The 25,447-nt window shown below is 60.4% G+C and carries 22 protein-coding genes and 2 tRNA genes; 20 read left to right on the top strand and 4 right to left on the bottom strand.

Annotated elements, in window-relative coordinates:
- The first annotated feature begins 32 nt into the window (after window positions 1-32).
- The 3 genes from carB to ACMGF5_RS12410 are packed head-to-tail and all read left to right on the top strand — an operon-like array spanning window position 33 to window position 4,160.
- Window positions 33-3,254, top strand: a complete 3,222-nt coding sequence (gene carB / locus ACMGF5_RS12400; protein ID WP_012312643.1) for a carbamoyl-phosphate synthase large subunit — start codon at window positions 33-35, stop codon at window positions 3,252-3,254.
- Window positions 3,251-3,733 carry a transcription elongation factor GreA gene (greA, locus tag ACMGF5_RS12405; RefSeq protein WP_012312644.1) on the top strand — a complete coding sequence of 161 codons (483 nt, stop codon included), beginning with the start codon at window positions 3,251-3,253 and terminating at the stop codon, window positions 3,731-3,733. The genes carB and greA overlap by 4 nt, the downstream gene beginning before the upstream one ends.
- Window positions 3,711-4,160 carry a hypothetical protein gene (locus ACMGF5_RS12410; RefSeq protein ID WP_012312645.1) on the top strand — a complete coding sequence of 150 codons (450 nt, stop codon included), beginning with the start codon at window positions 3,711-3,713 and terminating at the stop codon, window positions 4,158-4,160. The genes greA and ACMGF5_RS12410 overlap by 23 nt, the downstream gene beginning before the upstream one ends.
- A 12-nt stretch (window positions 4,161-4,172) precedes the next feature.
- Here ACMGF5_RS12410 and yhbY read toward each other — a convergent pair whose 3' ends face one another.
- Window positions 4,173-4,481 carry a ribosome assembly RNA-binding protein YhbY gene (gene yhbY, locus ACMGF5_RS12415; RefSeq protein WP_003249945.1) on the bottom strand — a complete coding sequence of 103 codons (309 nt, stop codon included), beginning with the start codon at window positions 4,479-4,481 and terminating at the stop codon, window positions 4,173-4,175.
- 102 nt (window positions 4,482-4,583) lie between these two features.
- On the opposite strand from yhbY, the gene rlmE reads away from it, so the two are divergent.
- The 16 genes from rlmE (at window position 4,584) to ACMGF5_RS12495 (ending at window position 20,552) form a co-directional block, all read left to right on the top strand.
- Window positions 4,584-5,210, top strand: a complete 627-nt coding sequence (gene rlmE / locus ACMGF5_RS12420) for a 23S rRNA (uridine(2552)-2'-O)-methyltransferase RlmE (protein WP_012312646.1) — start codon at window positions 4,584-4,586, stop codon at window positions 5,208-5,210.
- Between the two features lie 203 nt (window positions 5,211-5,413).
- Window positions 5,414-7,318, top strand: a complete 1,905-nt coding sequence (ftsH, locus tag ACMGF5_RS12425) for an ATP-dependent zinc metalloprotease FtsH (RefSeq protein WP_012312647.1) — start codon at window positions 5,414-5,416, stop codon at window positions 7,316-7,318.
- 8 nt (window positions 7,319-7,326) lie between these two features.
- Window positions 7,327-8,178 carry a dihydropteroate synthase gene (folP, locus tag ACMGF5_RS12430; protein WP_046788151.1) on the top strand — a complete coding sequence of 284 codons (852 nt, stop codon included), beginning with the start codon at window positions 7,327-7,329 and terminating at the stop codon, window positions 8,176-8,178.
- Window positions 8,179-8,194: 16 nt separating this feature from the next.
- Window positions 8,195-9,535 (top strand): phosphoglucosamine mutase, encoded by a 1,341-nt coding sequence (glmM, locus tag ACMGF5_RS12435; protein ID WP_046788152.1) that lies wholly within the window; start codon window positions 8,195-8,197, stop codon window positions 9,533-9,535.
- A gap of 66 nt (window positions 9,536-9,601) precedes the next feature.
- On the top strand, window positions 9,602-10,357 hold the full coding sequence (gene tpiA / locus ACMGF5_RS12440) for a triose-phosphate isomerase (protein WP_039603947.1): 756 nt from the start codon (window positions 9,602-9,604) through the stop codon (window positions 10,355-10,357).
- A 4-nt stretch (window positions 10,358-10,361) separates the two neighbouring features.
- Window positions 10,362-10,754 (top strand): preprotein translocase subunit SecG, encoded by a 393-nt coding sequence (secG, locus tag ACMGF5_RS12445; protein WP_012312651.1) that lies wholly within the window; start codon window positions 10,362-10,364, stop codon window positions 10,752-10,754.
- Window positions 10,755-10,775: 21 nt separating this feature from the next.
- Window positions 10,776-10,861 (top strand) — tRNA-Leu (locus ACMGF5_RS12450).
- A gap of 98 nt (window positions 10,862-10,959) precedes the next feature.
- A tRNA-Met gene (locus tag ACMGF5_RS12455) sits at window positions 10,960-11,036 on the top strand.
- A 130-nt stretch (window positions 11,037-11,166) separates the two neighbouring features.
- The gene (gene rimP, locus ACMGF5_RS12460) at window positions 11,167-11,625 is read left to right on the top strand and encodes a ribosome maturation factor RimP (protein WP_042111874.1); all 459 of its coding nucleotides are present in this window, start codon (window positions 11,167-11,169) and stop codon (window positions 11,623-11,625) included.
- A 59-nt stretch (window positions 11,626-11,684) separates the two neighbouring features.
- A complete protein-coding gene (gene nusA / locus ACMGF5_RS12465) occupies window positions 11,685-13,166 on the top strand; it encodes a transcription termination factor NusA (protein ID WP_046788153.1) in 1,482 nt (493 codons plus the stop codon).
- 27 nt (window positions 13,167-13,193) lie between these two features.
- On the top strand, window positions 13,194-15,725 hold the full coding sequence (gene infB / locus ACMGF5_RS12470) for a translation initiation factor IF-2 (RefSeq protein WP_046788154.1): 2,532 nt from the start codon (window positions 13,194-13,196) through the stop codon (window positions 15,723-15,725).
- A gap of 116 nt (window positions 15,726-15,841) precedes the next feature.
- A complete protein-coding gene (gene rbfA, locus ACMGF5_RS12475; protein ID WP_012312655.1) occupies window positions 15,842-16,240 on the top strand; it encodes a 30S ribosome-binding factor RbfA in 399 nt (132 codons plus the stop codon).
- 3 nt (window positions 16,241-16,243) lie between these two features.
- Window positions 16,244-17,161 (top strand): tRNA pseudouridine(55) synthase TruB, encoded by a 918-nt coding sequence (gene truB, locus ACMGF5_RS12480; RefSeq protein ID WP_046788155.1) that lies wholly within the window; start codon window positions 16,244-16,246, stop codon window positions 17,159-17,161.
- Between the two features lie 146 nt (window positions 17,162-17,307).
- Window positions 17,308-17,577, top strand: coding sequence for a 30S ribosomal protein S15 (gene rpsO, locus ACMGF5_RS12485; protein ID WP_012274241.1), 270 nt, complete (start codon window positions 17,308-17,310; stop codon window positions 17,575-17,577).
- 251 nt (window positions 17,578-17,828) lie between these two features.
- Window positions 17,829-19,934, top strand: a complete 2,106-nt coding sequence (gene pnp / locus ACMGF5_RS12490; protein WP_046788156.1) for a polyribonucleotide nucleotidyltransferase — start codon at window positions 17,829-17,831, stop codon at window positions 19,932-19,934.
- Window positions 19,935-20,198: 264 nt separating this feature from the next.
- Entirely contained in the window at window positions 20,199-20,552 is a 354-nt protein-coding gene (locus tag ACMGF5_RS12495; protein ID WP_039603841.1) for a BON domain-containing protein, read from the top strand.
- A gap of 76 nt (window positions 20,553-20,628) precedes the next feature.
- Here the strand turns inward: ACMGF5_RS12495 and ACMGF5_RS12500 are convergent, their stop codons facing one another.
- A complete protein-coding gene (locus ACMGF5_RS12500) occupies window positions 20,629-20,931 on the bottom strand; it encodes a putative quinol monooxygenase (RefSeq protein ID WP_204919640.1) in 303 nt (100 codons plus the stop codon).
- A 60-nt stretch (window positions 20,932-20,991) separates the two neighbouring features.
- On the opposite strand from ACMGF5_RS12500, the gene ACMGF5_RS12505 reads away from it, so the two are divergent.
- Complete coding sequence (locus tag ACMGF5_RS12505) at window positions 20,992-21,405, top strand: VOC family protein (RefSeq protein ID WP_046788159.1); 414 nt, start codon at window positions 20,992-20,994, stop codon at window positions 21,403-21,405.
- A 134-nt stretch (window positions 21,406-21,539) separates the two neighbouring features.
- Here the strand turns inward: ACMGF5_RS12505 and ACMGF5_RS12510 are convergent, their stop codons facing one another.
- Both ACMGF5_RS12510 and ACMGF5_RS12515 read right to left on the bottom strand, forming a co-directional pair.
- On the bottom strand, window positions 21,540-24,476 hold the full coding sequence (locus ACMGF5_RS12510) for a DUF748 domain-containing protein (RefSeq protein WP_414156174.1): 2,937 nt from the start codon (window positions 24,474-24,476) through the stop codon (window positions 21,540-21,542).
- An 80-nt stretch (window positions 24,477-24,556) separates the two neighbouring features.
- On the bottom strand, window positions 24,557-25,426 hold the full coding sequence (locus ACMGF5_RS12515) for an oxygenase MpaB family protein (protein WP_119688253.1): 870 nt from the start codon (window positions 25,424-25,426) through the stop codon (window positions 24,557-24,559).
- Between the last annotated feature and the right edge of the window lie 21 nt (window positions 25,427-25,447).

Raw genomic sequence — 25,447 nt, forward strand, 5'->3', positions numbered from 1 at the left:
TTGCCGACTGACCCCGGATTTGAGTGACCACCATGCCAAAACGTACAGACATCAAAAGCATCCTGATTCTCGGCGCTGGCCCGATCGTGATCGGCCAGGCCTGCGAATTCGACTACTCCGGCGCCCAGGCCTGTAAAGCCCTGCGCGAGGAAGGTTTCCGCGTCATCCTGGTGAACTCCAACCCAGCCACCATCATGACCGACCCGGCCATGGCCGACGCCACCTACATCGAGCCGATCAAGTGGCAGTCGGTGGCCAAGATCATCGAAAAAGAACGCCCGGACGCCGTATTGCCGACCATGGGTGGCCAGACCGCACTGAACTGCGCCCTGGACCTGGAGCGCCACGGCGTTCTGGAGAAGTTCGGCGTAGAGATGATCGGTGCCAACGCCGACACCATCGACAAGGCCGAAGACCGTTCGCGCTTCGACAAGGCCATGAAGGATATCGGCCTGGAGTGCCCGCGCTCCGGTATCGCCCACAGCATGGAAGAGGCCAATGCGGTCCTTGAGAAGCTTGGCTTCCCATGCATCATCCGCCCGTCGTTCACCATGGGTGGCACAGGCGGTGGTATCGCTTACAACCGTGAAGAGTTCGAAGAAATCTGCACCCGTGGTCTGGACCTATCGCCGACCAAAGAGCTGCTGATCGACGAATCGCTGATCGGCTGGAAAGAGTACGAGATGGAAGTGGTCCGCGACAAAAAGGACAACTGCATCATCGTCTGCTCGATCGAAAACTTCGACCCGATGGGCGTGCACACCGGTGACTCGATCACCGTTGCTCCGGCGCAGACCCTGACCGACAAGGAATACCAGATCATGCGCAACGCCTCGCTGGCGGTGCTGCGTGAAATTGGCGTTGAAACCGGCGGTTCCAACGTGCAGTTCGGTATCTGCCCGAACACCGGCCGCATGGTCGTGATCGAGATGAACCCGCGTGTTTCGCGTTCCTCGGCGCTGGCTTCCAAGGCAACTGGCTTCCCGATCGCCAAGATCGCCGCCAAGCTGGCCATTGGTTACACCCTTGACGAACTGCAGAACGACATCACTGGCGGCCGTACTCCGGCGTCCTTCGAGCCGTCGATCGACTACGTCGTCACCAAGCTGCCACGCTTCGCCTTCGAGAAATTCCCGAAAGCCGACGCCCGCCTGACCACCCAGATGAAGTCCGTGGGTGAAGTCATGGCCATCGGCCGTACCTTCCAGGAATCCCTGCAGAAAGCCCTGCGCGGCCTGGAAGTCGGTGCTTGCGGTCTTGACCCTAAAGTCGACCTGGCCAGCCCGGAAGCCGCCGGCATCCTCAAGCGCGAGCTGACCGTGCCGGGTGCCGAGCGCATCTGGTACGTGGCTGACGCCATGCGTTCGGGTATGACCTGCGAAGAGATCTTCGCCCTGACCGGCATCGACATGTGGTTCCTGGTTCAGATGGAAGACCTGATCAAGGAAGAAGAGAAGGTCAAGACCCTGGCCCTGTCGGCGATCGACAAGGACTACATGCTGCGCCTCAAGCGCAAGGGCTTCTCGGACCAGCGTCTGGCCAAGCTGCTCGGCATCACCGACAAGAACCTGCGCCGTCACCGCCACAAGCTGGAAGTGTTCCCGGTGTACAAGCGCGTCGACACCTGCGCTGCCGAGTTCGCCACCGACACCGCCTACCTGTACTCCACCTACGAGGAAGAGTGCGAGGCCAACCCGTCGACCCGCGACAAGATCATGATTCTGGGTGGCGGCCCTAACCGTATCGGTCAAGGCATCGAGTTCGACTATTGCTGCGTGCACGCGGCACTGGCACTGCGTGAAGACGGTTACGAGACCATCATGGTCAACTGCAACCCGGAAACCGTCTCCACCGACTACGACACCTCCGACCGCCTGTACTTCGAGCCGTTGACCCTGGAAGACGTGCTGGAAGTCTGCCGCGTCGAGAAACCAAAGGGTGTCATCGTCCACTACGGCGGCCAGACCCCGCTGAAACTGGCTCGCGCCCTGGAAGAGGCCGGCGTACCGATCATCGGTACCAGCCCGGACGCCATCGACCGTGCCGAAGACCGTGAGCGCTTCCAGCAGATGGTTCAGCGCCTGAACCTGCTGCAGCCGCCAAACGCTACCGTGCGCAGCGAAGAAGAAGCCATCCGTGCTGCGGGCGGTATCGGTTACCCGCTGGTGGTGCGCCCGTCCTACGTACTGGGCGGCCGCGCGATGGAGATCGTCTACGAACTGGACGAGCTCAAGCGCTACCTGCGTGAAGCCGTGCAAGTGTCCAACGACAGCCCGGTACTGCTGGACCACTTCCTCAACTGCGCCATCGAGATGGACGTGGATGCGGTCTGTGACGGCACCGACGTGGTGATCGGCGCGATCATGCAGCACATCGAACAGGCCGGCGTTCACTCCGGTGACTCGGCGTGCTCGCTGCCGCCGTACTCGCTGAGCAAGGACGTGCAGGACCAGGTTCGCGATCAGGTGCGCAAGATGGCCCTGGAGCTGGGCGTGGTTGGCCTGATGAACGTGCAGCTGGCGTTGCAGGGCGACAAGATCTACGTGATCGAAGTCAACCCGCGCGCCTCGCGTACCGTGCCGTTCGTGTCCAAGTGCATCGGCACTTCCCTGGCGATGATCGCTGCCCGCGTCATGGCCGGCAAAACCCTGAAAGAGCTGGGCTTCACCCAGGAAATCATCCCGAACTTCTATAGCGTCAAGGAAGCCGTCTTCCCGTTCGCGAAGTTCCCGGGGGTTGACCCGATCCTCGGCCCTGAGATGAAATCGACCGGTGAAGTCATGGGTGTCGGTGACAGCTTCGGTGAAGCGTTCGCCAAGGCTCAGATGGGTGCCAGCGAAGTGCTGCCAACTGGCGGTACCGCGTTCATCAGCGTACGTGACGACGACAAGCCACAGGTGGCTGGCGTTGCCCGTGACCTGATCGCCCTGGGCTTCGAAGTGGTCGCTACTGCAGGTACCGCCAAGGTCATCGAGGCGGCCGGCCTGAAAGTGCGCCGCGTGAACAAGGTGACCGAAGGCCGTCCGCACGTGGTCGACATGATCAAGAACGACGAAGTGTCGTTGATCATCAACACCACCGAAGGCCGTCAGTCGATTGCCGATTCCTATTCGATTCGTCGCAATGCGTTGCAGCACAAGATCTACTGCACCACGACCATTGCGGCTGGTGAAGCCATCTGCGAAGCGCTGAAATTCGGCCCTGAAAAGACCGTTCGTCGCTTGCAGGATCTGCATGCAGGACTTAAAGCATGAGCATTACCAAGTATCCGATGACCGTTCAGGGCGCTCGCGCCCTGGAAGAGGAGCACCTGTTCCTGAGCAAGACCGAGCGCCCGCGCCTGAGCCAGGCCATTGGCGAAGCGCGCGAACTGGGCGACCTCAAGGAAAATGCCGAATACCATGCCGCCCGTGAGGAGCAGGGCATGGTCGAGGCGCGTATCCGCGACATCGAAGGCCGTCTGCAGAACTCGGTAGTGATCGACGTGACCACTATCCCTCACACCGGCAAAGTGATTTTCGGCACCACTGTGGTGCTGGCCAACACTGAAACCGATGAAGAGGTGAGCTACCAGATCGTTGGTGAGGATGAAGCCGACGTGAAGCAAGGCAAGCTCTCGAGCGGCGCACCGATCGCCCGTGCCATCATCGGCAAGGAAGAAGGTGATACTGTCGTCGTCAAGACGCCAAGCGGCTCGGTCGAGTACGAGATTGTCGAAGTCAAGCACATCTGACCGGCGCCTGCGGGCGCCATCCCTTGAGGGGATCCTCTGGCAACTGGCCCAGGTTTTCTGGGTCGGTGGCCTTTGGGTGTTCCATGTTGGGCTGGTGCCTGCGCTCAAGGTCAGTGGCCTGGCACCTTTGCTGGTACAGGATATCGCCGGGCAGATTGACCGTTGGTTGATTGGCGTGGCGTTGCTCGGGCTGCTGACGCAGCTGGCAGTACTGGCGAGGGTCGATGGCCTGGCGGCCTGGTGGCGGCAATTTCGTGGCCAGATGCTGTTGCTCGGCTTTGCGGCCTGCGTGGGGTATTACACCTTGCGCTATGGCATCTCGGTCGGCGAGCGCTGGCAGATGTTCTGTTTTCTGGTTCTGGGTTTTTCCGGCATCGTGCTGGTGGCTCAACCGGTACCGGTCAGGGCGCGCCAAGCGCGCCACTGATCGGCGCCACCGTTACTTGTAGCGGTGGATGTTGGACAGCTGTTTGTTCGGCTGTGGGTTCTTGCGGTAGATCAGCGCTTTCTTGCCGATGGTCTGCACCAGCTCGGCGCGGCCGGCCTTGCACAGCTCTGCGATGGTCTCGGCGCGCTCTTCGCGATCTTCCGAGCGAATTTCGACCTTGATCAGCTCGTGGTCGACCAGTGCGCGCTCCAGTTCGGCGATCACGCCTTCATTCAAACCGTTGCCAGCAACGATCAGGACCGGTTTCAGGTCATGACCAATGGATTTGTATTGCTTCTTCTGCTCGTTATTGAGCGGCATAATCTGACCCTTTCCGTCTGATTCTGTAAAATTGACGGGCATTTTACCCGAGGGCCTGTGGCTCCGCCCAGTCAAACACGACGCATATCATCGAGGTGCCCCGTGGTACAACGTTCCAAAAGCAGCGCTAACTGGCTGCGAGAGCATTTTAACGACCCTTTTGTTAAGCAGGCACAGAAGGATGGCTACCGCTCGCGTGCGAGCTACAAACTGCTTGAGATCCAGGAGAAAGACCGCCTGATCCGCCCAGGCATGAGCGTGATCGACCTGGGCGCGGCGCCGGGTGGCTGGTCGCAGGTGACCAGTCGTCTGATTGGTGGCCAGGGCCGTCTGATCGCTTCGGACATTCTGGAAATGGACTCGATCCCGGACGTTACCTTCATTCAGGGCGACTTCACCCAGGATGAGGTCCTGCAGCAGATCCTCGATGCGGTCGGTGATTCGCACGTAGACCTTGTGATTTCCGACATGGCCCCCAATATGAGTGGTACGCCTGAGGTGGACATGCCGCGCGCCATGTTCCTCTGTGAGTTGGCCCTGGACCTGGCAACCCGTGTGCTCAAGCCCGGCGGTGATTTTCTGATCAAGATTTTCCAGGGCGAAGGCTTTGACATGTACCTGAAGGATGTGCGCACCAAGTTCGACAAGGTGCAGATGCGCAAGCCGTCCTCTTCACGGGATCGCTCGCGTGAACAGTACCTGTTGGGTAAGGGTTTCAAGGGCGCTTGAATGGCGTGCTGCGGGGTGGTCGATAGTTATTTCCAATCGGCCGCCCCGTCTGGATTGTCCGAACTTCGTGTAGTCTAGATTTCACAAAGGGTTACAGACGGTGCCTGCGGTTGCGTAGGTAATGTAGTAAGTTAGGGCGATGAATATCATGCGAGGCACGGCTGCGTCGTGCGCCGGCCTCAGAGGGTAGCGAATTGAACGACATGGCAAAGAATCTGATCCTGTGGTTGATCATCGCAGCTGTCCTGGTGACAGTGATGAACAACTTCTCCAGCCCTAACGAGCCGCAGACCCTCAACTACTCCGACTTCATCCAGCAGGTCAAGGATGGCAAGGTCGAGCGTGTGACCGTCGACGGCTACATCATTACCGGCAAGCGCGCCGACGGCGACAGCTTCAAGACCGTTCGCCCGGCCATTACCGATAACGGCCTGATCGGCGACCTGGTCGACAATAACGTGGTCGTCGAAGGCAAGCAGCCCGAGCAGCAGAGCATCTGGACTCAGCTGCTGGTGGCGAGCTTCCCGATCCTGGTGATCATTGCCGTGTTCATGTTCTTCATGCGCCAGATGCAGGGCGGTGCAGGCGGCAAGGGCGGGCCGATGAGCTTCGGCAAGAGCAAGGCGCGCCTGCTGTCCGAAGACCAGGTCAAGACCACTTTGGCTGACGTTGCAGGTTGCGACGAGGCCAAGGAAGAAGTCGGCGAGCTGGTCGAGTTCCTGCGCGACCCGGGCAAGTTCCAGCGCCTGGGCGGCCGCATCCCGCGTGGCGTGCTGATGGTCGGCCCGCCAGGTACCGGTAAGACCTTGCTGGCCAAGGCCATTGCCGGCGAAGCCAAGGTGCCTTTCTTCACCATTTCCGGTTCGGACTTCGTCGAGATGTTCGTCGGTGTGGGTGCCAGCCGTGTGCGCGACATGTTCGAGCAGGCCAAAAAGCACGCCCCATGCATTATCTTCATCGACGAGATCGACGCCGTTGGTCGCCACCGTGGCGCCGGCATGGGCGGTGGTCACGACGAGCGTGAGCAGACCCTCAACCAGTTGCTGGTCGAGATGGACGGCTTTGAAATGAACGATGGCATCATCGTCATTGCCGCCACCAACCGTCCGGACGTACTGGACCCGGCCCTGCTGCGTCCTGGCCGCTTCGACCGCCAGGTGGTGGTCGGCCTGCCAGACATCCGTGGTCGTGAGCAGATCCTCAAGGTTCACATGCGCAAGGTTCCGATCGGCGAGAACGTCAACCCGGCAGTCATTGCCCGTGGTACTCCAGGCTTCTCCGGTGCTGACCTTGCCAACCTGGTCAACGAAGCTTCGCTGTTCGCTGCGCGCTCCAACAAGCGCCTGGTCGAGATGAAAGAGTTCGAACTGGCCAAAGACAAGATCATGATGGGCGCCGAGCGCAAGACCATGGTCATGTCCGAGAAGGAAAAACAGAACACCGCTTACCACGAGGCCGGTCACGCCATCGTTGGTCGCCTGGTGCCTGAGCATGACCCGGTTTACAAGGTCTCGATCATCCCGCGCGGTCGCGCCCTGGGTGTGACCATGTTCCTGCCCGAGGAAGACCGTTACAGCCTGTCCAAGCGTGCGCTGATCAGCCAGATCTGCTCGCTGTACGGTGGCCGTATCGCCGAGGAAATGACCTTGGGCTTCGACGGTGTTACCACCGGTGCCTCGAACGACATCATGCGTGCCAGCCAGATTGCCCGGAACATGGTCACCAAGTGGGGCCTGTCCGAGAAGCTCGGCCCGCTGATGTATGCCGAAGAAGAGGGCGAGGTTTTCCTCGGCCGCAGCGCCGGCAGCCAGCACGCCAGTGTTTCTGGCGAAACGGCCAAGCTGATCGACTCGGAAGTGCGCAGCATCATCGACCAGTGCTACGCCACTGCCAAGCAGCTGCTGACCGACAACCGCGACAAGCTCGATGCCATGGCCGAAGCGCTGATGAAGTACGAGACCATCGACGCCGACCAGATCGACGACATCATGTCCGGTCGTACGCCTCGCGAACCGCGTGACTGGGATGACGACAAGACTTCGGGCACGCCTGCTGCCCAGAATGATCGCCCTGAATCGCCGATCGGCGGCCCAGCGGCTCAACACTAAGGGCATCTATGAGCTCTAAGCTGTACCCGACCCGGTTGCCTTGCGGCAACCGGGTTCTTGATTTGTCCCGTACCCATGTCATGGGTATCCTCAATATCACCCCCGATTCCTTCTCTGATGGCGGGCGCTTCAGTCAGCGCGACGAGGCCCTACGTCATGCAGAAGCCATGGTTGCGGCGGGCGCGACGCTGATCGACATCGGCGGCGAATCGACGCGCCCCGGCGCCCGTGCGGTCTCGGTGACCGAGGAGCTCGAGCGTGTGGCGCCGATGGTCGAGGCAATCAATAGTCGCCTTGATGTGGTCATTTCGGTCGATACTTCAACGCCTGCCGTCATGCGTGAGTCGGCTCGCCTCGGTGCTGGCCTGATCAACGACGTGCGTGCGCTGGAGCGTGATGGCGCCCTCGATGCCGCTGCAGATACCGGGCTGCCGGTGTGCCTGATGCACATGCGCGGCGAGCCGGGGAACATGCAGGACGACCCGCATTACGAGGATGTGACCGCCGATGTAACGCGCTATCTTGAACAGCGGATGGCGGCTTGCGCAGCAGCGGGTATCGGTGCCGAACGCATCATCCTCGACCCGGGTTTCGGGTTCGCCAAGACACTGGCGCATAACCTGAGCCTGTTCAAGCATATGGAAGCACTTTACAGTCTCGGGCGCCCGTTGCTGGTGGGTGTTTCACGCAAGAGCATGATCGGCCTGACGCTGGATCGTCCGGTTGGTGAGCGGCTGTACGGCAGCCTGGCGCTGGCGGCCTTGGCCATGACCAAGGGTGCCAGCATTCTGCGCGTCCATGATGTGGCCGAGACCGCCGATGTGGTGCGCATGATTGCTGCGGTACAGAACGCCGAATAAGAACATTGGAGTCCCTATGAGCAGAAAATACTTTGGTACCGACGGCATCCGTGGCCGCGTCGGCGAATACCCGATCACCCCTGACTTCATGCTGAAGCTGGGCTGGGCGGCGGGCATGGCCTTCCGCAAGCAGGGTAACTGCCGCGTGTTGGTGGGCAAGGACACGCGCATTTCCGGTTACATGTTCGAGTCCGCGCTCGAGGCGGGCCTTTCTGCTGCAGGTGCTGACGTCTTGCTGCTCGGGCCGATGCCTACCCCGGCCATCGCCTACCTGACCCGTACCTTCCATGCTGAAGCGGGTATCGTCATCAGTGCTTCGCACAACCCGCACGATGACAACGGTATCAAGTTCTTCTCAGGCCAGGGCACCAAGCTGCCCGACGAAATCGAGCTGATGATCGAGGAGCTTCTTGACCAGCCGATGACGGTGGTCGGCTCGAGCAAGCTGGGCAAGGTCTCGCGTATCAACGATGCCGCTGGCCGCTACATTGAGTTTTGCAAGAGCAGTGTGCCGTCCAGCACCGGCTTCGAAGGGCTCAAGCTGGTGGTCGACTGCGCCCATGGCGCCACCTACAAAGTCGCGCCGAGCGTGTTCCGCGAGCTGGGTGCCGAAGTGACGGTGCTGCATGCGCAGCCTGACGGCCTGAACATCAACGAAAGCTGCGGCTCGACCCACATCGAGTCGCTGCAGGCGGCAGTGCTGGTCGGTCACGCCGACTTGGGCATTGCCTTCGACGGTGATGGTGACCGGGTGTTGATGGTCGATCATACCGGCGCGATCGTCGATGGCGACGAGCTGCTGTTCATCATCGCCCGGGACCTGCACGAGCGGGGCAAGCTGCAGGGCGGGGTGGTCGGTACGCTGATGAGTAACCTGGGCCTGGAGCTTGCACTCAAGGACCTGGACATTCCTTTCGTGCGGGCCAAGGTTGGCGACCGTTACGTCATGGCCGAGCTGCTGGAGCGCGGCTGGCTGGTGGGGGGTGAGAACTCCGGGCATGTCGTGTGCTGCAACCACACCACCACCGGTGATGCGATCATTGCCGCACTGCAGGTACTGCTGGCGCTCAAGCGCCGCGGCGAGACCCTGGCGCAGGCTCGCCAGGCCTTGCGCAAGTGCCCGCAGGTGTTGATCAATGTTCGTTTCGGCGCCAGCAAGGTCGACCCCCTGGAGCATCCGGCTGTCAAGGAGGCCAGTGCCAAGGTTACCGAGGACATGGCGGGGCGTGGGCGTGTGCTGTTGCGTAAGTCGGGCACCGAGCCGTTGGTGCGGGTGATGGTTGAAGGTGACGATGAAAGCCAGGTGCGCACGCATGCCGAAGCCCTGGCCAAACTGGTCGCTGAAGTTTGTGTCTGAATTGGGCTTGCCAGCGCAGATCTGGTTGGGTAAGATCTGCGCCCACTTTGACCGACGAGGTAAAGCATGCGTCGCCCCATGGTAGCTGGTAACTGGAAGATGCACGGTACCCGCGCCAGCGTCGCTGAGCTGACTCAGGGCTTGGGCAATATGCTCATTCCCGAAGGTATCGAAGTCGCGGTTTTTCCTCCGGCCCTGTTCATCAATGAAGTCATTGATGGCCTGAAAGGCAAAGGAATCATCGTTGGAGCACAGAATTCTGCAGTACAGCCCGAACAGGGTGCGCTGACTGGTGAAGTTGCACCGAGTCAGTTGGCTGAAGTGGGTTGCAAGTTGGTGTTGATTGGTCACTCCGAACGTCGCCAGGTTATCGGTGAAAGTGAAGAAGTGCTTAATCGCAAGTTTGCAGCTGCTCAGAAAAGTGGTTTGACGCCGGTGCTCTGCATAGGGGAAACTCTACAAGAGCGCGAAGCAGGCAAGACGCTTGAAGTTGTTGGGCGTCAACTAAGCAGTGTTATCGACGCGTTCGGTATTGCCGCTTTTGCCAATGCAGTAATTGCCTATGAGCCTGTATGGGCCATCGGTACAGGTTTGACGGCCTCGCCACAGCAAGCTCAGGATGTGCATGCAGCCATCCGTAAGCAGTTGGCAGCGAAGGACGCCGAAGTTGCGCAAAATGTGCAGCTTCTCTACGGCGGTAGCGTGAAGGCGGCCAATGCGGCCGAACTGTTCGGCATGCCGGATATTGATGGGGGGCTCATTGGTGGAGCATCCCTGAACGCAGACGAATTCGGTGCAATTTGTCGCGCCGCAGGAAACTGAACAAATGCTGGAAACAGTCATCGTTGTTTTTCATCTGTTGGCAGCGCTGTCGCTTGTAGTGCTGGTGCTGTTGCAACAGGGTAAGGGTGCGGAAGCAGGTGCATCTTTCGGCGCAGGTGCTTCAAATACTGTGTTCGGAAGCCAAGGTTCTGCTACCTTCCTGAGTAAATTCACTGCTATACTTGCTGCCACTTTCTTTTTGACAGCACTTGGGTTAGGATACTTCGCCAAGCAACAAGCTCACCAGCTTGGTCAGGCGGGACTTCCGGATCCAGCGGTGTTGGAAGTAAAGCAGCCAAAGCCGGCAGTAAATGATGATGTACCGGTGCTCCAGGAGCAGAAGAGCGAAACCACCCCAGCGGGTGACGTACCTCCTCCAGCCGAAGAGCAGAAGTAACGGGTTTCAAGAAGTAATATTGCCGAGGTGGTGGAATTGGTAGACACGCAACCTTGAGGTGGTTGTGCCCATAGGGTGTAGGGGTTCGAGTCCCCTTCTCGGTACCAATTAAAGCTTGAGAGCCCGCTTTAGCGGGCTTTCTTGCAGGTGGAGGTTAGATTGACCCAGCGACGGGTTCAGTCTTATACTTTCGCCCCAGCTTTGTCGCGGGGTGGAGCAGCTTGGTAGCTCGTCGGGCTCATAACCCGAAGGTCGTTGGTTCAAATCCAGCCCCCGCAACCAGCTTCAGCGGAGCCCCTTTTCAGGGGCTTTTTGCTAGCCGAACAGTTTACGGCGTCGTTGTCCAACGGCGCTTTCAGGGATGGGCGCTTCGCCCATTTTTTATTTGCACAGCATGCACGAGGGGGTTCAGGTGTCGAGCAAGCTAGAACAGTTGCAGGCCTTGTTGGCCCCGGTGGTCGAGGGTCTGGGCTATCAATGCTGGGGGATCGAGTACGTTTCCCAGGGTAAGCATTCGGTATTGCGCATCTATATCGACAAGGAAGGCGGCATTCTGGTGGAGGACTGTGAAGCGGTCAGCCGTCAGGCCAGCGCCATTCTTGATGTGGAAGATCCGATCAGCAGTGAATATACCCTTGAGGTGTCCTCTCCAGGCATGGATCGCCCGCTGTTCACGCTGGAACAGTTTGCCTCGCATGCCGGCGAACAAGTGAAGATCAAGCTGCGTACGCCCTTCGAGGGTCGTCGTAACTTCCAGGGCCTTCTCCGCGGTGTGGAGGAGCAGGATGTGGTGGTCCAGGTGGACAGTCATGAGTTCCTGTTGCCGATCGACTCGATCGACAAGGCCAATATTATTCCCAGTTTTGACTGAGACGTGCCGGGCCCGGCGGACTATCCGGGCCCAATGGCTTGCGCAAGGCGAGGCGTACGATGAGCAAAGAAGTACTGCTGGTTGTTGAATCGGTATCCAACGAAAAAGGTGTACCGCCCGGCGTCATTTTCGAAGCGCTGGAAGTGGCCTTGGCTACTGCAACCAAAAAACGTTTTGAAGACGAAGTCGACCTGCGTGTGGAAATCAACCGCCACACCGGTAGCTACGAGACCTTCCGTCGCTGGACCGTGGTCGACGAAGCCGATCTGGACGATCCGGCAATCGAGACCTGGCTGGCCAAGATCCACGAGACTCACCCTGAAGCCAAGGTGGGTGACGTGATCGAGGAGAAGATCGAGTCCATCGAATTCGGTCGTATCGCCGCCCAGACCGCCAAGCAGGTCATCGTGCAGAAGGTCCGTGAGGCCGAGCGCGCCCAGGTGGTCGATGCCTACCGCGAACGCGTTGGCGAGATCATCTCCGGTACTGTCAAGAAGGTTACCCGCGACAACGTCATCGTCGACCTGGGCAACAACGCCGAGGCGCTGCTGGCTCGCGAAGACATCATTCCACGTGAGACCTTCCGGGTTGGCGTGCGCTTGCGTGCGCTGCTCAAGGAAATCCGCACCGAGAACCGCGGTCCGCAGCTGATCCTGTCGCGCACCGCGCCACAGATGCTGATCGAACTGTTCCGCATCGAAGTGCCGGAAATCGCAGAAGGCCTCATTGAAGTCATGGCCGCTTCCCGTGATCCGGGATCGCGTGCCAAGATCGCCGTCCGCTCCAAGGACAAGCGCATCGACCCGCAGGGTGCCTGTATCGGCATGCGCGGTTCGCGCGTCCAGGCCGTATCCGGCGAGCTGGGTGGCGAGCGTGTGGATATCGTCCTGTGGGACGAGAACCCGGCGCAATTTGTCATCAACGCCATGTCGCCGGCTGAAGTCGCGGCGATCATCGTTGACGAAGATGCCCATGCCATGGACATCGCCGTTGCCGAGGACAACCTGGCCCAGGCCATTGGCCGTGGTGGTCAGAACGTTCGCCTGGCCAGTCAGTTGACCGGCTGGACCCTGAACGTGATGACCGAGAAGGACATCCAGGCCAAGCAGCAGGCGGAAACCGGTGACATCCTGCGCAACTTCATCGAGGAACTGGAAGTCGACGAGGAGCTGGCCCAAGTGCTGGTCGACGAAGGCTTTACCAGCCTTGAAGAAATTGCCTACGTACCGTTGGAAGAAATGCTCAACATCGATGGCTTTGACGAGGATATCGTCAATGAGCTCCGCGCTCGAGCCAAGGACCGTTTGTTGACCAAGGCCATCGCTACCGAAGAAAAACTGGCAGACGCCCATCCGGCCGAAGACCTGCTCTCCCTTGAGGGCATGGACAAGGACCTGGCGGCGGAACTGGCGGTGCGCGGCGTGGTTAACCGCGAAGACCTGGCCGAGCAGTCGATTGACGACCTGCTCGACATCGACGGCATCGACCAAGAGCGTGCCGGCAAGTTGATCATGGCCGCCCGAGCCCACTGGTTCGAGTAATTAGGCGCGGCCTGAGGAGAGAAGTGCATGACGCAAGTCACGGTGAAAGAACTGGCCCAAGAGGTCGAGGCACCGGTAGAGCGCCTGCTGCAGCAGATGCGTGAGGCAGGTCTGCCGCACACCGACGCCGGTCAGGTAGTGACCGACAATGAGAAGCAGACTCTGCTGACCCATTTGAAGAGCAGCCACAAGAGCAAGGCGGAAGAGCCGCGCAAGATTACCTTGCAGCGCAAGACCACCAGCACCCTGCGTGTCGCCGGTAGCAAAAGCATCAGCGTAGAAGTACGCAAGAAGAAAGTATTCGTTCAGCGCAGCCCTGAAGAGATTCAGGCTGAGCAGAAACGTGAGCAGGACGAGCGCCGTGCGGCTGAAAATGCCGCGCGTGACAAGGTCGACGCCGACGTTCGCCAGCGTAACGAAGAGCAGGCTCGTCGCCACGCGACCGCTACTGCTGCCGCTGCGCCGGCTGCCAAGGCCGAGCCGGCACCGGCTGCTGCTGCTCCGGCACCAGCACCGGCCGTCGCTAACGCCCCGGCTTCCGAAGACGCTGCAGCCCGTGCTGCCGAGCGCAAGAAGGACGAGACCCGTCGCAACGAAAGCCGTACTCGCGATGACGACCGTCGCCGTGGCGAGGCGCCACGTGTGTCGATCAAGGTCAAGGTGAAGGAGAAAGAAAAGGCTCCGACCCCTCGTGCCGCTCCGCGCACCACCGACGAAGAGAGCGATGGCGCTCGCCGTGGTCGTGGTGGCAAGGGCAAGCTGAAGAAGCGTAACCAGCATGGCTTCCAGAACCCGACCGGTCCGGTCATCCGTGACGTGACCATCGGCGAGACCATCACCGTCTCGGAACTTGCGCAGCAGATGTCGGTCAAGGCCGCTGAAGTCGTCAAGTTCATGTTCAAGATGGGCACTCCGGTCACCATCAACCAGGTGCTCGACCAGGAAACCGCTCAGCTGATCGCAGAAGAGCTGGGCCACAAGGTCACCCTGGTCAGCGATACCGCCCTGGAAGATTCCCTGGCCGAATCGCTGAAGTTCGAAGGCCAGGCCGAGTCGCGTGCACCGGTCGTTACCGTCATGGGTCACGTTGACCATGGCAAGACCTCGCTGCTCGACTATATCCGTCGTGCCAAGGTTGCCGCTGGCGAAGCCGGTGGTATCACCCAGCACATCGGTGCCTACCACGTGGAAACCGACCGCGGCATGGTCACCTTCCTCGATACCCCAGGCCACGCTGCGTTCACTCAGATGCGTGCCCGTGGTGCCAAGGCGACCGACATCGTCATCCTGGTGGTGGCGGCGGACGATGGCGTGATGCCACAGACCCGTGAAGCCGTTCAGCATGCCAAGGCAGCTGGCGTCCCTCTGGTGGTTGCGGTGAACAAGATCGACAAGCCTGGTGCTGACCTCGATCGCATCCGTAACGAGCTGTCCGTCGAAGGCGTGACCTCCGAGGAATGGGGTGGTGACACGCCGTTCGTCAAGGTTTCGGCGAAGATGGGTACGGGCGTCGACGAACTGCTTGAAGCCGTATTGCTGCAGGCCGAAGTCCTCGAGTTGACGGCCACTCCGACCGCGCCTGGTCGTGGTGTGGTTGTCGAATCGCGCCTGGACAAGGGCCGCGGCCCGGTGGCGACCATCCTGGTTCAGGACGGTACCCTGCGTCAGGGCGACATGGTCCTGTGCGGCTCCAACTATGGCCGCGTGCGTGCCATGCTGGACGAGAACGGCAAGCCTGTTAAGGAAGCCGGCCCGTCGATCCCGGTCGAAATCCTCGGCCTGGATGGCACTCCGGAAGCCGGTGACGAGCTGTCCGTGGTTGCCGACGAGAAGAAGGCCCGCGAGGTTGCACTGTTCCGTCAGGGCAAATACCGCGAGGTCAAGCTGGCCCGTGCTCACGCCGGCAAGCTGGAAAACATCTTCGAGACCATGGGTCAGGAAGAGAAGAAGACCCTCAACATCGTCCTCAAGACCGACGTGCGCGGTTCCCTGGAAGCACTTCAGGGTTCGCTCGGCGGCCTGGGCAACGACGAAGTTCAGGTTCGCGTGATCGGTGGCGGCGTCGGTGGTATCACCGAGAGCGATGCCAACCTGGCGCTGGCGTCCAATGCGGTGCTGTTCGGCTTCAACGTGCGTGCCGATGCCGGTGCGCGCAAGATCGTCGAGCAGGAAGGTCTGGATATGCGTTACTACAACGTGATCTACGACATCATCGAAGACGTCAAGAAGGCCCTGACCGGCATGCTCGGCAGCGATGTTCGCGAGAACATCCTGGGTGTGGCCGAAGTGCGTGACGTGTTCCGTTCGCCGAAGTTCGGCGCCATCGCTGGCTGTATGGTCATCGAGGGTACCGTGTACCGCAACCGTCCGATCCGCGTACTGCGCGACGACGTGGTCATCTTCGAAGGCGAGCTGGAATCGCTGCGTCGTTTCAAGGACGACGCTGCAGAAGTGCGTTCGGGCATGGAGTGCGGTATTGGCGTCAAGAGCTACAACGACGTCAAGGTCGGCGACAAGATCGAAGTCTTCGAGAAAGTCCAGGTTGCTCGTACCCTTTAAGGGCGAGCAGGGTGTCGGCCCCCGCCCCAGGGCGGTGGGCAGCCCCTCAGTAGGTAGCGCCCGGTCAGGCTTCAGCCTGACCGGGCGTTTGCCGCTTTAAGTTACAGGTAGCAAGAATGGCCAAAGAATACAGCCGTACCCAACGTATCGGTGATCAGATGCAGCGCGAGCTGGCAGAACTGATCCGCCGTGAAGTCAAGGACCCACGCGTCGGCCTGGTGACCATCACCGCCGTCGACGTCAGTCGCGACCTGGGCCATGCCAAGGTCTTCATCACCGTCATGGGTGAAGAAACGCCGGACGCAGTGCAGCAGTCGCTCAAGGCGCTGAACAGCGCTGCCAGCTTCCTGCGCCTGCACCTGGGCCGCTCGATGCAGCTGCGCAGCGTGCCGCAGTTGCACTTCCATTTCGATGAGAGCGTCAGCCGTGGTGTCCACCTGTCAGCGCTGATCGAGCGTGCAGTGGCCGAAGACCGCCTGCACAAGGATACCGACGAGCAGGACACCAAGGAGTAACCGGTGGCCCAGGTCAAACGTATCCGCCGCAACGTCAGCGGCATCATCCTGCTCGACAAGCCACTGGGGTTCACCTCCAACGCCGCACTGCAGAAAGTGCGCTGGTTGCTCAACGCGGAAAAGGCCGGCCACACCGGCAGCCTCGACCCGTTGGCCACCGGCGTGCTGCCGCTGTGCTTCGGCGAAGCGACCAAGTTTTCGCAGTACCTGCTCGATTCCGACAAGGGCTACGAAACCGTCATGCAGCTGGGGCAGACTACCAATACTGCCGATGCTGAAGGCGAGGTCCTGCAAACCCGTGAAGTGACCGTTGGTCGTGCCGACATCGAGGCGCTACTGCCACGTTTTCGCGGCCCGATCAGCCAGATACCGCCGATGTACTCGGCGCTCAAGCGTGATGGTCAGCCGCTTTACAAACTGGCACGTGCAGGAGAGGTAGTGGAGCGCGAGGCGCGTTCTGTTACTATTAACCGCTTGGAGTTGCTCGAGTGCGAAGGCACCCGTGCACGGCTGAGCGTAGGATGCAGCAAAGGCACCTATATCCGCACCCTGGTGGAGGATATCGGCGAGGCCCTCGGCTGTGGCGCCTATGTTGCCGAGCTGCGCAGGACCCACGCCGGGCCCTTCGAGCTGGCCCAGACCGTGACCCTCGAGGAACTCGAACAGGCCCACGCCGAAGGCGGCAACGAAGCGCTCGATCGCTTCCTCATGCCTTCGGACAGTGGCCTGCAGGACTGGCCGCTGATCGGCTTGTCCGAACACAGCGCGTTCTACTGGCTGCATGGCCAGGCGGTACGTGCTCCGGACGCGCCGCAATTTGGCATGGTCCGGGTACAGGATCACAATGGTCGTTTCATCGGTATCGGTGAAGTGAGCGAAGACGGGCGTATTGCGCCGCGTCGACTGATTCGGTCGGAATGATCGAAACCGCAGGCTTCGGCTCATGCTGTGGCCTGCGGATACAAGGGTGGCTGTCAGTAGGCACGGTCACACCTTTTTTATTAATACAGGGATTTGTCCCTGGCCTATTGGACCCGCTTGCGGGTTCCGTTATCAGGAGAAGCCACATGGCCCTCAGCGTTGAAGAAAAAGCTCAAATCGTTACCGACTTCCAGCAAGCTGCTGGTGACACTGGTAGCCCGGAAGTTCAGGTCGCTCTGCTGACCGCGAACATCAACAAGCTGCAAGGCCACTTCAAGGCCAACGGTAAAGACCACCACTCGCGTCGTGGCCTGATCCGCATGGTTAACCAGCGTCGTAAGCTGCTGGACTACCTGAAGGGCAAAGACACCACTCGTTACAGCGCCCTGATCGGTCGCCTGGGCCTGCGTCGCTAATAGCGGCCTGGTCAGTGGTGTGCATGGCGTGTCGCATGCTTCGCCAGCGCTGCTTGGCAGCGTTTGCGTCGGACACGCCACGCGTATCTTCGAGGTTGGCAGCCTGGCAACGCCGAGCGGTTTTTTCCGCTCGGCGCCAGGCTCCCAGCCTCGTGTTGTATCTGGACGGTCAATGGGGCCGATTCCCCGTTCTGCCCAAGAATTCGCAAGAAACCAGTTCCCCCAGAGCCACTGAAAAAAGGTAGGAAACCGTGAACCCGGTAATCAAGAAATTCCAGTTCGGTCAATCGACCGTTACTCTCGAAACGGGCCGCATTGCCCGTCAGGCAACCGGCGCCGTGCTGGTTACCGTCGACAACGATGTCACCGTGCTGGTGACCGTGGTCGGTGCCAAGCAGGCCGATCCAGGCAAGGGCTTCTTCCCTCTGTCGGTCCACTACCAGGAAAAGACCTACGCCGCCGGCAAGATCCCGGGTGGCTTCTTCAAGCGCGAAGGCCGTCCTTCCGAGAAAGAGACGCTGACCTCGCGCCTGATCGACCGTCCGATCCGCCCGCTGTTCCCTGAAGGCTTCATGAACGAAGTCCAGGTCGTCTGCACCGTGGTATCGACCAGCAAGAAGACCGATCCGGACATCGCTGCGATGATCGGTACCTCGGCTGCGCTGGCCATCTCCGGCATCCCGTTCGAAGGCCCGATCGGCGCTGCCCGTGTTGCCTTCCACGAAAGCACCGGCTACCTGCTGAACCCGACTTACGAGCAACTGGCTGCCTCGAGCCTGGACATGGTCGTTGCCGGTACTTCCGACGCCGTGCTGATGGTTGAATCGGAAGCCCAAGAGCTGACCGAAGACCAGATGCTGGGCGCTGTACTGTTCGCCCACGACGAATTCCAGGCCGTTATCCAGGCTGTCAAAGAGCTGGCTGCCGAAGCTGCCAAGCCGACCTGGGACTGGAAACCTGCCGTTGCCAACACCGAGCTGTTCAACGCCATTCGCGCTGAATTCGGCGAAGCCGTTTCGCAGGGCTACACCATCACCGTCAAGGCCGACCGCTACGCGCGCCTGGGCGAGCTGCGCGACCAGGCGATCGCCAAGTTCTCCGGTGAAGAAGGCCAGCCATCGGCCAGCGAAGTAAAAGAAATCTTCGGTGAGATCGAATACCGCACCGTTCGCGAAAACATCGTCAACGGCAAGCCGCGTATCGATGGTCGTGACACCAAGACCGTTCGCCCGCTGAACATCGAAGTCGGCGTTCTGCCGAAGACGCACGGTTCGGCACTGTTCACCCGTGGTGAAACCCAGGCCCTGGTCGTCGCGACCCTGGGTACTGCCCGTGACGCCCAGCTGCTGGACACCCTCGAAGGCGAGAAGAAAGACCCCTTCATGCTGCACTACAACTTCCCGCCGTTCTCGGTGGGCGAGTGTGGTCGCATGGGCGGTGCTGGCCGTCGTGAAATCGGTCACGGCCGCCTGGCCCGCCGTTCGGTACAGGCCATGCTGCCTGCCGCTGACGTGTTCCCGTACACCATCCGTGTTGTGTCGGAAATCACCGAGTCCAACGGTTCCAGCTCCATGGCGTCGGTCTGCGGTGCTTCCCTGGCACTGATGGATGCCGGTGTACCGATGAAGGCACCGGTGGCCGGTATCGCCATGGGCCTGGTCAAGGAAGGCGAGAAGTTCGCAGTCCTGACCGACATCCTGGGTGATGAAGACCACCTGGGCGACATGGACTTCAAGGTTGCCGGTACTGCCAAAGGCGTTACCGCACTGCAGATGGACATCAAGATCAACGGCATCACCGAAGAGATCATGGAAATCGCCCTGGGCCAGGCCCTGGAAGCGCGCCTGAACATCCTCGGCCAGATGAACCAGATCATTGGCCAGTCGCGTACCGAGCTGTCGGCCAACGCCCCGACCATGATCGCGATGAAGATCGACACCGACAAGATCCGTGACGTCATCGGTAAAGGCGGCGCCACCATCCGCGCCATCTGCGAAGAGACCAAAGCTTCGATCGATATCGAAGACGATGGCTCGATCAAGATCTTCGGCGAAACCAAAGAAGCTGCAGAAGCCGCGCGTCAGCGCGTTCTGGGCATCACCGCTGAAGCCGAGATCGGCAAGATCTACGTGGGCAAGGTCGAGCGTATCGTCGACTTCGGCGCCTTCGTCAACATCCTGCCTGGCAAGGACGGCCTGGTACACATCTCCATGCTCAGCGATGCGCGCGTAGAGAAAGTGACCGATATTCTGAAAGAAGGTCAGGAAGTCGAAGTGCTGGTACTGGACGTGGACAACCGCGGCCGTATCAAGCTGTCGATCAAAGACGTTGCCGCGGCCAAGGCCTCGGGCGTCTAAGCGACCTGCAACGTTGTATAAAAAGGGCCCTTAGCGGGCCCTTTTTTATTGTCTGCACGGAACCTTTTGCACACTTGCATCTTGCACGCAGATTTACCTCGCAGGTTGCAATTTGCACGATTGGCGACTAGTAGTGATTTTTATAAGTAGTTGATATACAAGGAAAAAACTAAATATTAAAACCTGGCACAGCCCGTGCAACTACCTTCATACCTGCCGCCAGGACATACGGCGCAGACCTTTCGAAAAACAGGAGTGACTCACATGAAGAAGTTCGCCATTGCTGCCGCTACTGCTACCGCCCTGACCCTGACCATGGCTAATGGTGCGTTCGCCGCCGAGCCTGTCCAGGCTCCAGTCATGCTGGCTGCCAACGACACTGTGGACAACATGCAACAGGAAGGCTCCGACACTTGGATCACCACCAAAGTCAAAGCTGACCTGATGACTGAAAAAGGCGTTCCAGGCAGTGACATCAAAGTCGAAACCAGCCAAGGCGTCGTGTCGCTGTCTTCTGACGTGAAGGTCACCGATTCTCAGAAAGAAGAAGCGGTCCGCATTGCCAAGAACATCAAGGGCGTCAAGAGCGTCATGTCTGATGGTCTGAAGTCCGAATAAGGAATGTCCCGTCGGCCAAAGGATCTGGCCACCTTTCAAAACAGCCCCGGCCTTGGCCGGGGCTTTTCGTTACCGCTCAATTCGCTGGGTTACGCGCGATAACGTTGCTTTCGAAATACTCCTGCTCGGCGATCAGAGGCTCTACAAGGGGGCGGCTGTCACGAAAGTGCGCAGTGCGGGTATGCGCTTCATATGCCTCGTCGTCGCGGTAGATTTCGTACAGGTAGATTACCTCCGGATCGACCCGGTCCTGTGACACATCGAACACCAGGCACCCGGGTTCCGTGGCCACGGAGGCGGCAGCGTTTACCTTGATGGCCGTGAGAAAGCGTTCGGCGCAACCAGGCTTGACGCGCGTCTTGATGAACAAGCTATACACATGAAGCTCCTTTTGTTTTAAATTCTATTATGAATTGTATACAAAAATGGAGTCGCGCTAATGTCTGAATTACCTGCACGCCCCGGTCGTCTCAATGGCCTGCGCCATATCGCCCTGCTGGTGCCCAACCTTGAAGAGTGCGAGCGTTTCTATGTCGATGTGCTGGGCATGGAGGTGTTGAATCGAGCCAACGAGGATCTGGTCTACTTGACGTGTGGTAACGACAACCTCTCGCTGGGGCGGGGGGCAGGGGCTGCCAATGGCCTGCAGACGCTGGATCACTACGGCTTCATCGTCGACAGCGTGGAGGAATTGGAGGCCTGGTATCAGTACTTCAAGGCTCGTGGGGTGACCTTGCTGGACCGGCCTTTCAATCATGGGGATGGCGCGCGCAGCTTCCACTTGCTGGACCCGGCAGGCAACAAGGTGCAGCCGCTGTACCACCCGGCGGTATCCGGGCAGCGGCTTTCGTAGGAGCGGCCTTGTGTCGCGAAAGGGCTGCGCAGCAGTCCCAGGATAGCTGTGGCGCCGCTGATATCCTGGGGCCGCTTTGCGGCCCTTTCGCGACGCAAGGCCGCTCCTACAGGGCGCGTCAGGGCAGACATTGTTTACTCGGCATCCAGATGCATCGGTGTAATCACCCGGCCATCTGATTCAGCCTGCCCCAGCGTGGTATCGATGAAATACACCCGGTCATCCTCAAGCTTGCCCTTGTCGACCAGGTAGTCCTTGATACTGCTGGCCCGCTCCTGGCCCAGGGTGCGCAGCAATGCGGCGCTTTCGGCCCATGACTTGATCACCGCCTCGCGCAGCCTGGCGGTGCGCTCCTCGCGGCTCAGCTGTTCCCAGTCGGCCGGCGGTTGCTGTTTCAGACGGGTACGGTAGATGCCTTCGAGCATGGCCGGTTTGTCGCTGTCGTCGACCACCAGCATGGAGGCGTTGGCCGGCACCTTGTCGCCACGGCGTTGCAGGATCTTGTACCAGGTGGCCTGATACTCCCGCTCCAGGCGCTGCTGAGCTAGCAGTGGGCCATCACTGCTCTGGGCACTGGTGCCTTCGATTTCCAGGCGCAGCTCGGGGCGCTCCTTGAGGGCCGAGGCGAGTTTGTCCAGGGCCGATTGCGCATCGCCACTGAGCTCGCTGGAACCTGGGGCGAACGATACGTTGCCAAGGTCTTGCGAGCCGCCGCCAGCAATCAGCCCGCCGATGAATTTGAAAGGCGCCTGAGCCGCACGCAGCACCAGGTTGCGCAATGTCTGCCAGACGATAGGCATGACGCTGAATTGCGGGTTGTTGAGGTCGCCGGTCACCGGCAGCTCGATCGAAATCTTGCCTTCGGTGTCTTTGAGCAGCGCGACCGCCAAGCGAATGGGCAGGTCGACCGCATCCGGGCTATCGACCTTCTCACCCAACTGCAATTGCTCGACCACCAGCTTGTTCTCGGCCTTCAATTGGCCATTGGTGATCAGGTAGTGCAGGTCGAGGTTCAGGCGGCCCTTGCGGATACGGAAGCCGGCGAACTTGCCAGAGTAGGGCGTCAGCGTGGTCAGCTCGACACGTTTGAAGCTGGTGGCGATATCCAGGCTTGCCATCGGGTTGAACGGGTTCAGCGCGCCTTTGATGGTAACCGGTGCATAACGGTCGACCTTGCCCTTGATGTCGACCTTGGCCGGCGCCGGCTTGCGGTTGTCGATGGTGCCGATCTGGCCGTTGAGCTGCTGCACCGCCGTGGCGAAGTTAGGTGTCAGAGTGAGGTCGGCAAAGTTGGCTGAACCATCGTTGATGCTGATCTGCCCGATGCGGATGCCCAGCGGCTTGCTGCTTTGGGTGCTGGCCGGCTTGGCTTGGCTTGGCGCGGGGGCATTGGCAGGCTGCGGGATCAGCAGGTCATCGACATTGGTGGTGCGGTCTTCGTTGATGATGAAGCGGGCATAGGGCTGCAGCAGGGTTACCTTGTCGATCGACAGGGCATCACCGTGCACATAGGCCAGGCCGTCCACATTCACCTGTTGCCATTTGACGAAGTCGCGGTTCTTGATGGTGTCCAGGGTGTGCAACTGGTTGACCTGCGCCTTGCCGGCCACGGTGAAGGCCAGTGGTTCGGTGCCTTTGAGGTCGACCTTGAGGTCGCTGGCAAGCATGCCGCTGCGCAGCTCCAGGCGGATGAACGGACTGATATAGGCCTGCGCAATACGCAGGTCGATGTCGCGTGTGCTGACATCGAGCCTGGCGCTGACCGGCGCCAGGTTGACCTCGCCACTGGCCTGCAACTTGCCCTGCTTGCCAATGCCGGTGTCGAGCTTGAGGGTGAAGGGTGAATGGTTGAGGCTGTCGAAGCCCTGAAGGTCGACGTTCAGAGGCCCAACGTCCAGCGCAACTGGCTCTTTCTGGCTACGGTCGGCCAGGTGCACCTGATAATTGCGCAGCTGAACGTCCTTGAGTAGCACTTGCCATGGCTTGCCTGGTTCCTTGGCTGCCTTGTCGTCGGGAGCCGGTTCGGCGGCGGCCGGCTCTGCCTTTTCCGTCGGCGTGGGCTTGGCCGGCTGGCTGGCGAAGAGTTTCTGCCAGTCGAGCTGGCCGTCCTGCTCCAGGGCGGCCCAGGTTTCCAGTTTTTCACTGCGGATCTTGCCCACGGTAACCCGCTGTTTGGCCAGGTCGATGCTGGTTTCGCTGACATCGAGGCTCGCCAGGCGTACCAGTGGGCGACCATCTGGCGCCTTTATGGCGAATGGCGCGACACGTACCGAGGTGTTGTCCAGCAGCAGCTCGGTTTCCTTGGACAGGTTGAGCGTGTAGTGCGTGTCGAGGTTGACCACGCCGTCCTCCAGCACCAGCGGCACGGCATCGCGAACGTAGGGCCAGAACAGCTTCATCTTGCCGTCGGTGATTTTCAGAGTGCCCTTTGAAGCTATAGGCGCAAGGCTCAAGGTGCCGTTCCAGTCGATGCGCCCACCGTTAGGGCCCAATGCCACCAACGTCATGTCAGCGTTGTCGTCCGGCAAGGTGCTGAGGTTTTTCAGCTCCAGGTTCATGTCGTCGTAGATGAATTCGATCGGCTCGCTTGGACGCGCATCGGCAAAATGCAGGTAGCCAGCGCTGAGCTTGATGCTGCCGATGCGCAAGGGGAACGGATCGGATGCAGGCTCTTGAGCTTTGGGTTCGCTGGCTGGCAGCTTGAACAGCTGGGTGAGGTTGAGCGTGCCGTCCTTGGCGAACAGCACTTCGTTGCGGGGTTTGTCGAGTTCGATCGCCTGCAGGTGCAGGGCGCCGCTCCACAGGCTGTCGAGCGCAAGGTTGGCATACAGCCGCTCAAACCCTACCTGTTCTTTGCCCGGTTCGCCGATCTGCAGGCCCCACAGCGTCAGCTCGAGGCTGAACGGGTTGAGCTCGATACGCTGAAGGTGCGCCGGCAGTGTGGCGTATTGGGCCAGCTGCTGGTTGGCGATGCGCAGGGCAACGCCAGGAACGATGAGGAAGCCAAGCAGGCTGTAGAGGGCCACGAGAGCCAACAGGGCGCCGAGGGCGCGAGTCAATCCTTTGTACATGTGTCGCTTCGTCTGTCCAGGCAGGAGAGCTTGGAGTATGGCAGGTTAAATCGGTTCCGCTGGGGGCGCGGCATTTGCGCTCACTCGATCCCCATGCGCCTTTTGGCGCGATGCGCCGAACCGTCACGCATGGCCCAACGCAGTACCGGGGCGGTGCGGCTTAGCCCCAAACGGATCATGCGCTGCTGCAGCGGGCCCTGATGCAGGCCGAGCATGGCCTGGGCCCAGTCCGGCAACAGGTCGATACCCGCTTGCAGCATCAACCTGCCAACCGGCTGGGCAAGACGGCTCGGCGCAGGGGCCTGAAGCAGGATCTCGATCACTTCCAGGCTGCGCGCGTCGCAGTGCAATTGAGGGCGCATACGCTGCAGGTACTCGTCGACCTGCTGGCATGAGCGGGGCACATTGCGGGCACCAAGGCGTTCGGCGATCAGGGCGATTTCGTCGTAATAGGCATCCTGCTCGGTGCGTGACAGCTGCGGGTCGCGATAGCGCAGGTGGGCCGCGAGGAAGCTGCTGACTTCGGCCACATGTACCCAGGTCAGCAGATCGGGGTCGCTGGCAGCGTATGGACGGCCATCGGGCGCAGTCCCGGTCACTTGCAGGTGAATGGTGCGCACCTTGTCGATCAGCCACTCGGCGTCACGGGTCGAGCCGAATGTCGTGCCCGAAATGAATTGGCTGGTGCGGCGCAAGCGGCCGAGCAGGTCTTGGCGAAAGTTGGAGTGGTCCCACACGCCCGCCAGTGCCAGCGGGTGCAGCAGTTGCAGCATCAGGGCGCTGATACCGCCAACCAGCATGCTGGGGAAATCGCCATGCACCCGCCAGCTCATGCTGTGCGGGCCGAACAGGCCGGGGTCACCTTTGGGGGATTCCAGGTCGAGCTGGCCGAGGGCCAGCCCGGTGAGGCTCATGACCTGGGTTTCGATACGGCGGCGTAGGGCTTCCATGGTGACCTGTCGTTCAGGGCG

It is taken from the genome of Pseudomonas sp. BNK-15, from assembly GCF_047456105.1.
GTDB classification, from domain to species: Bacteria; Pseudomonadota; Gammaproteobacteria; order Pseudomonadales; family Pseudomonadaceae; genus Aquipseudomonas; species Aquipseudomonas putida_E.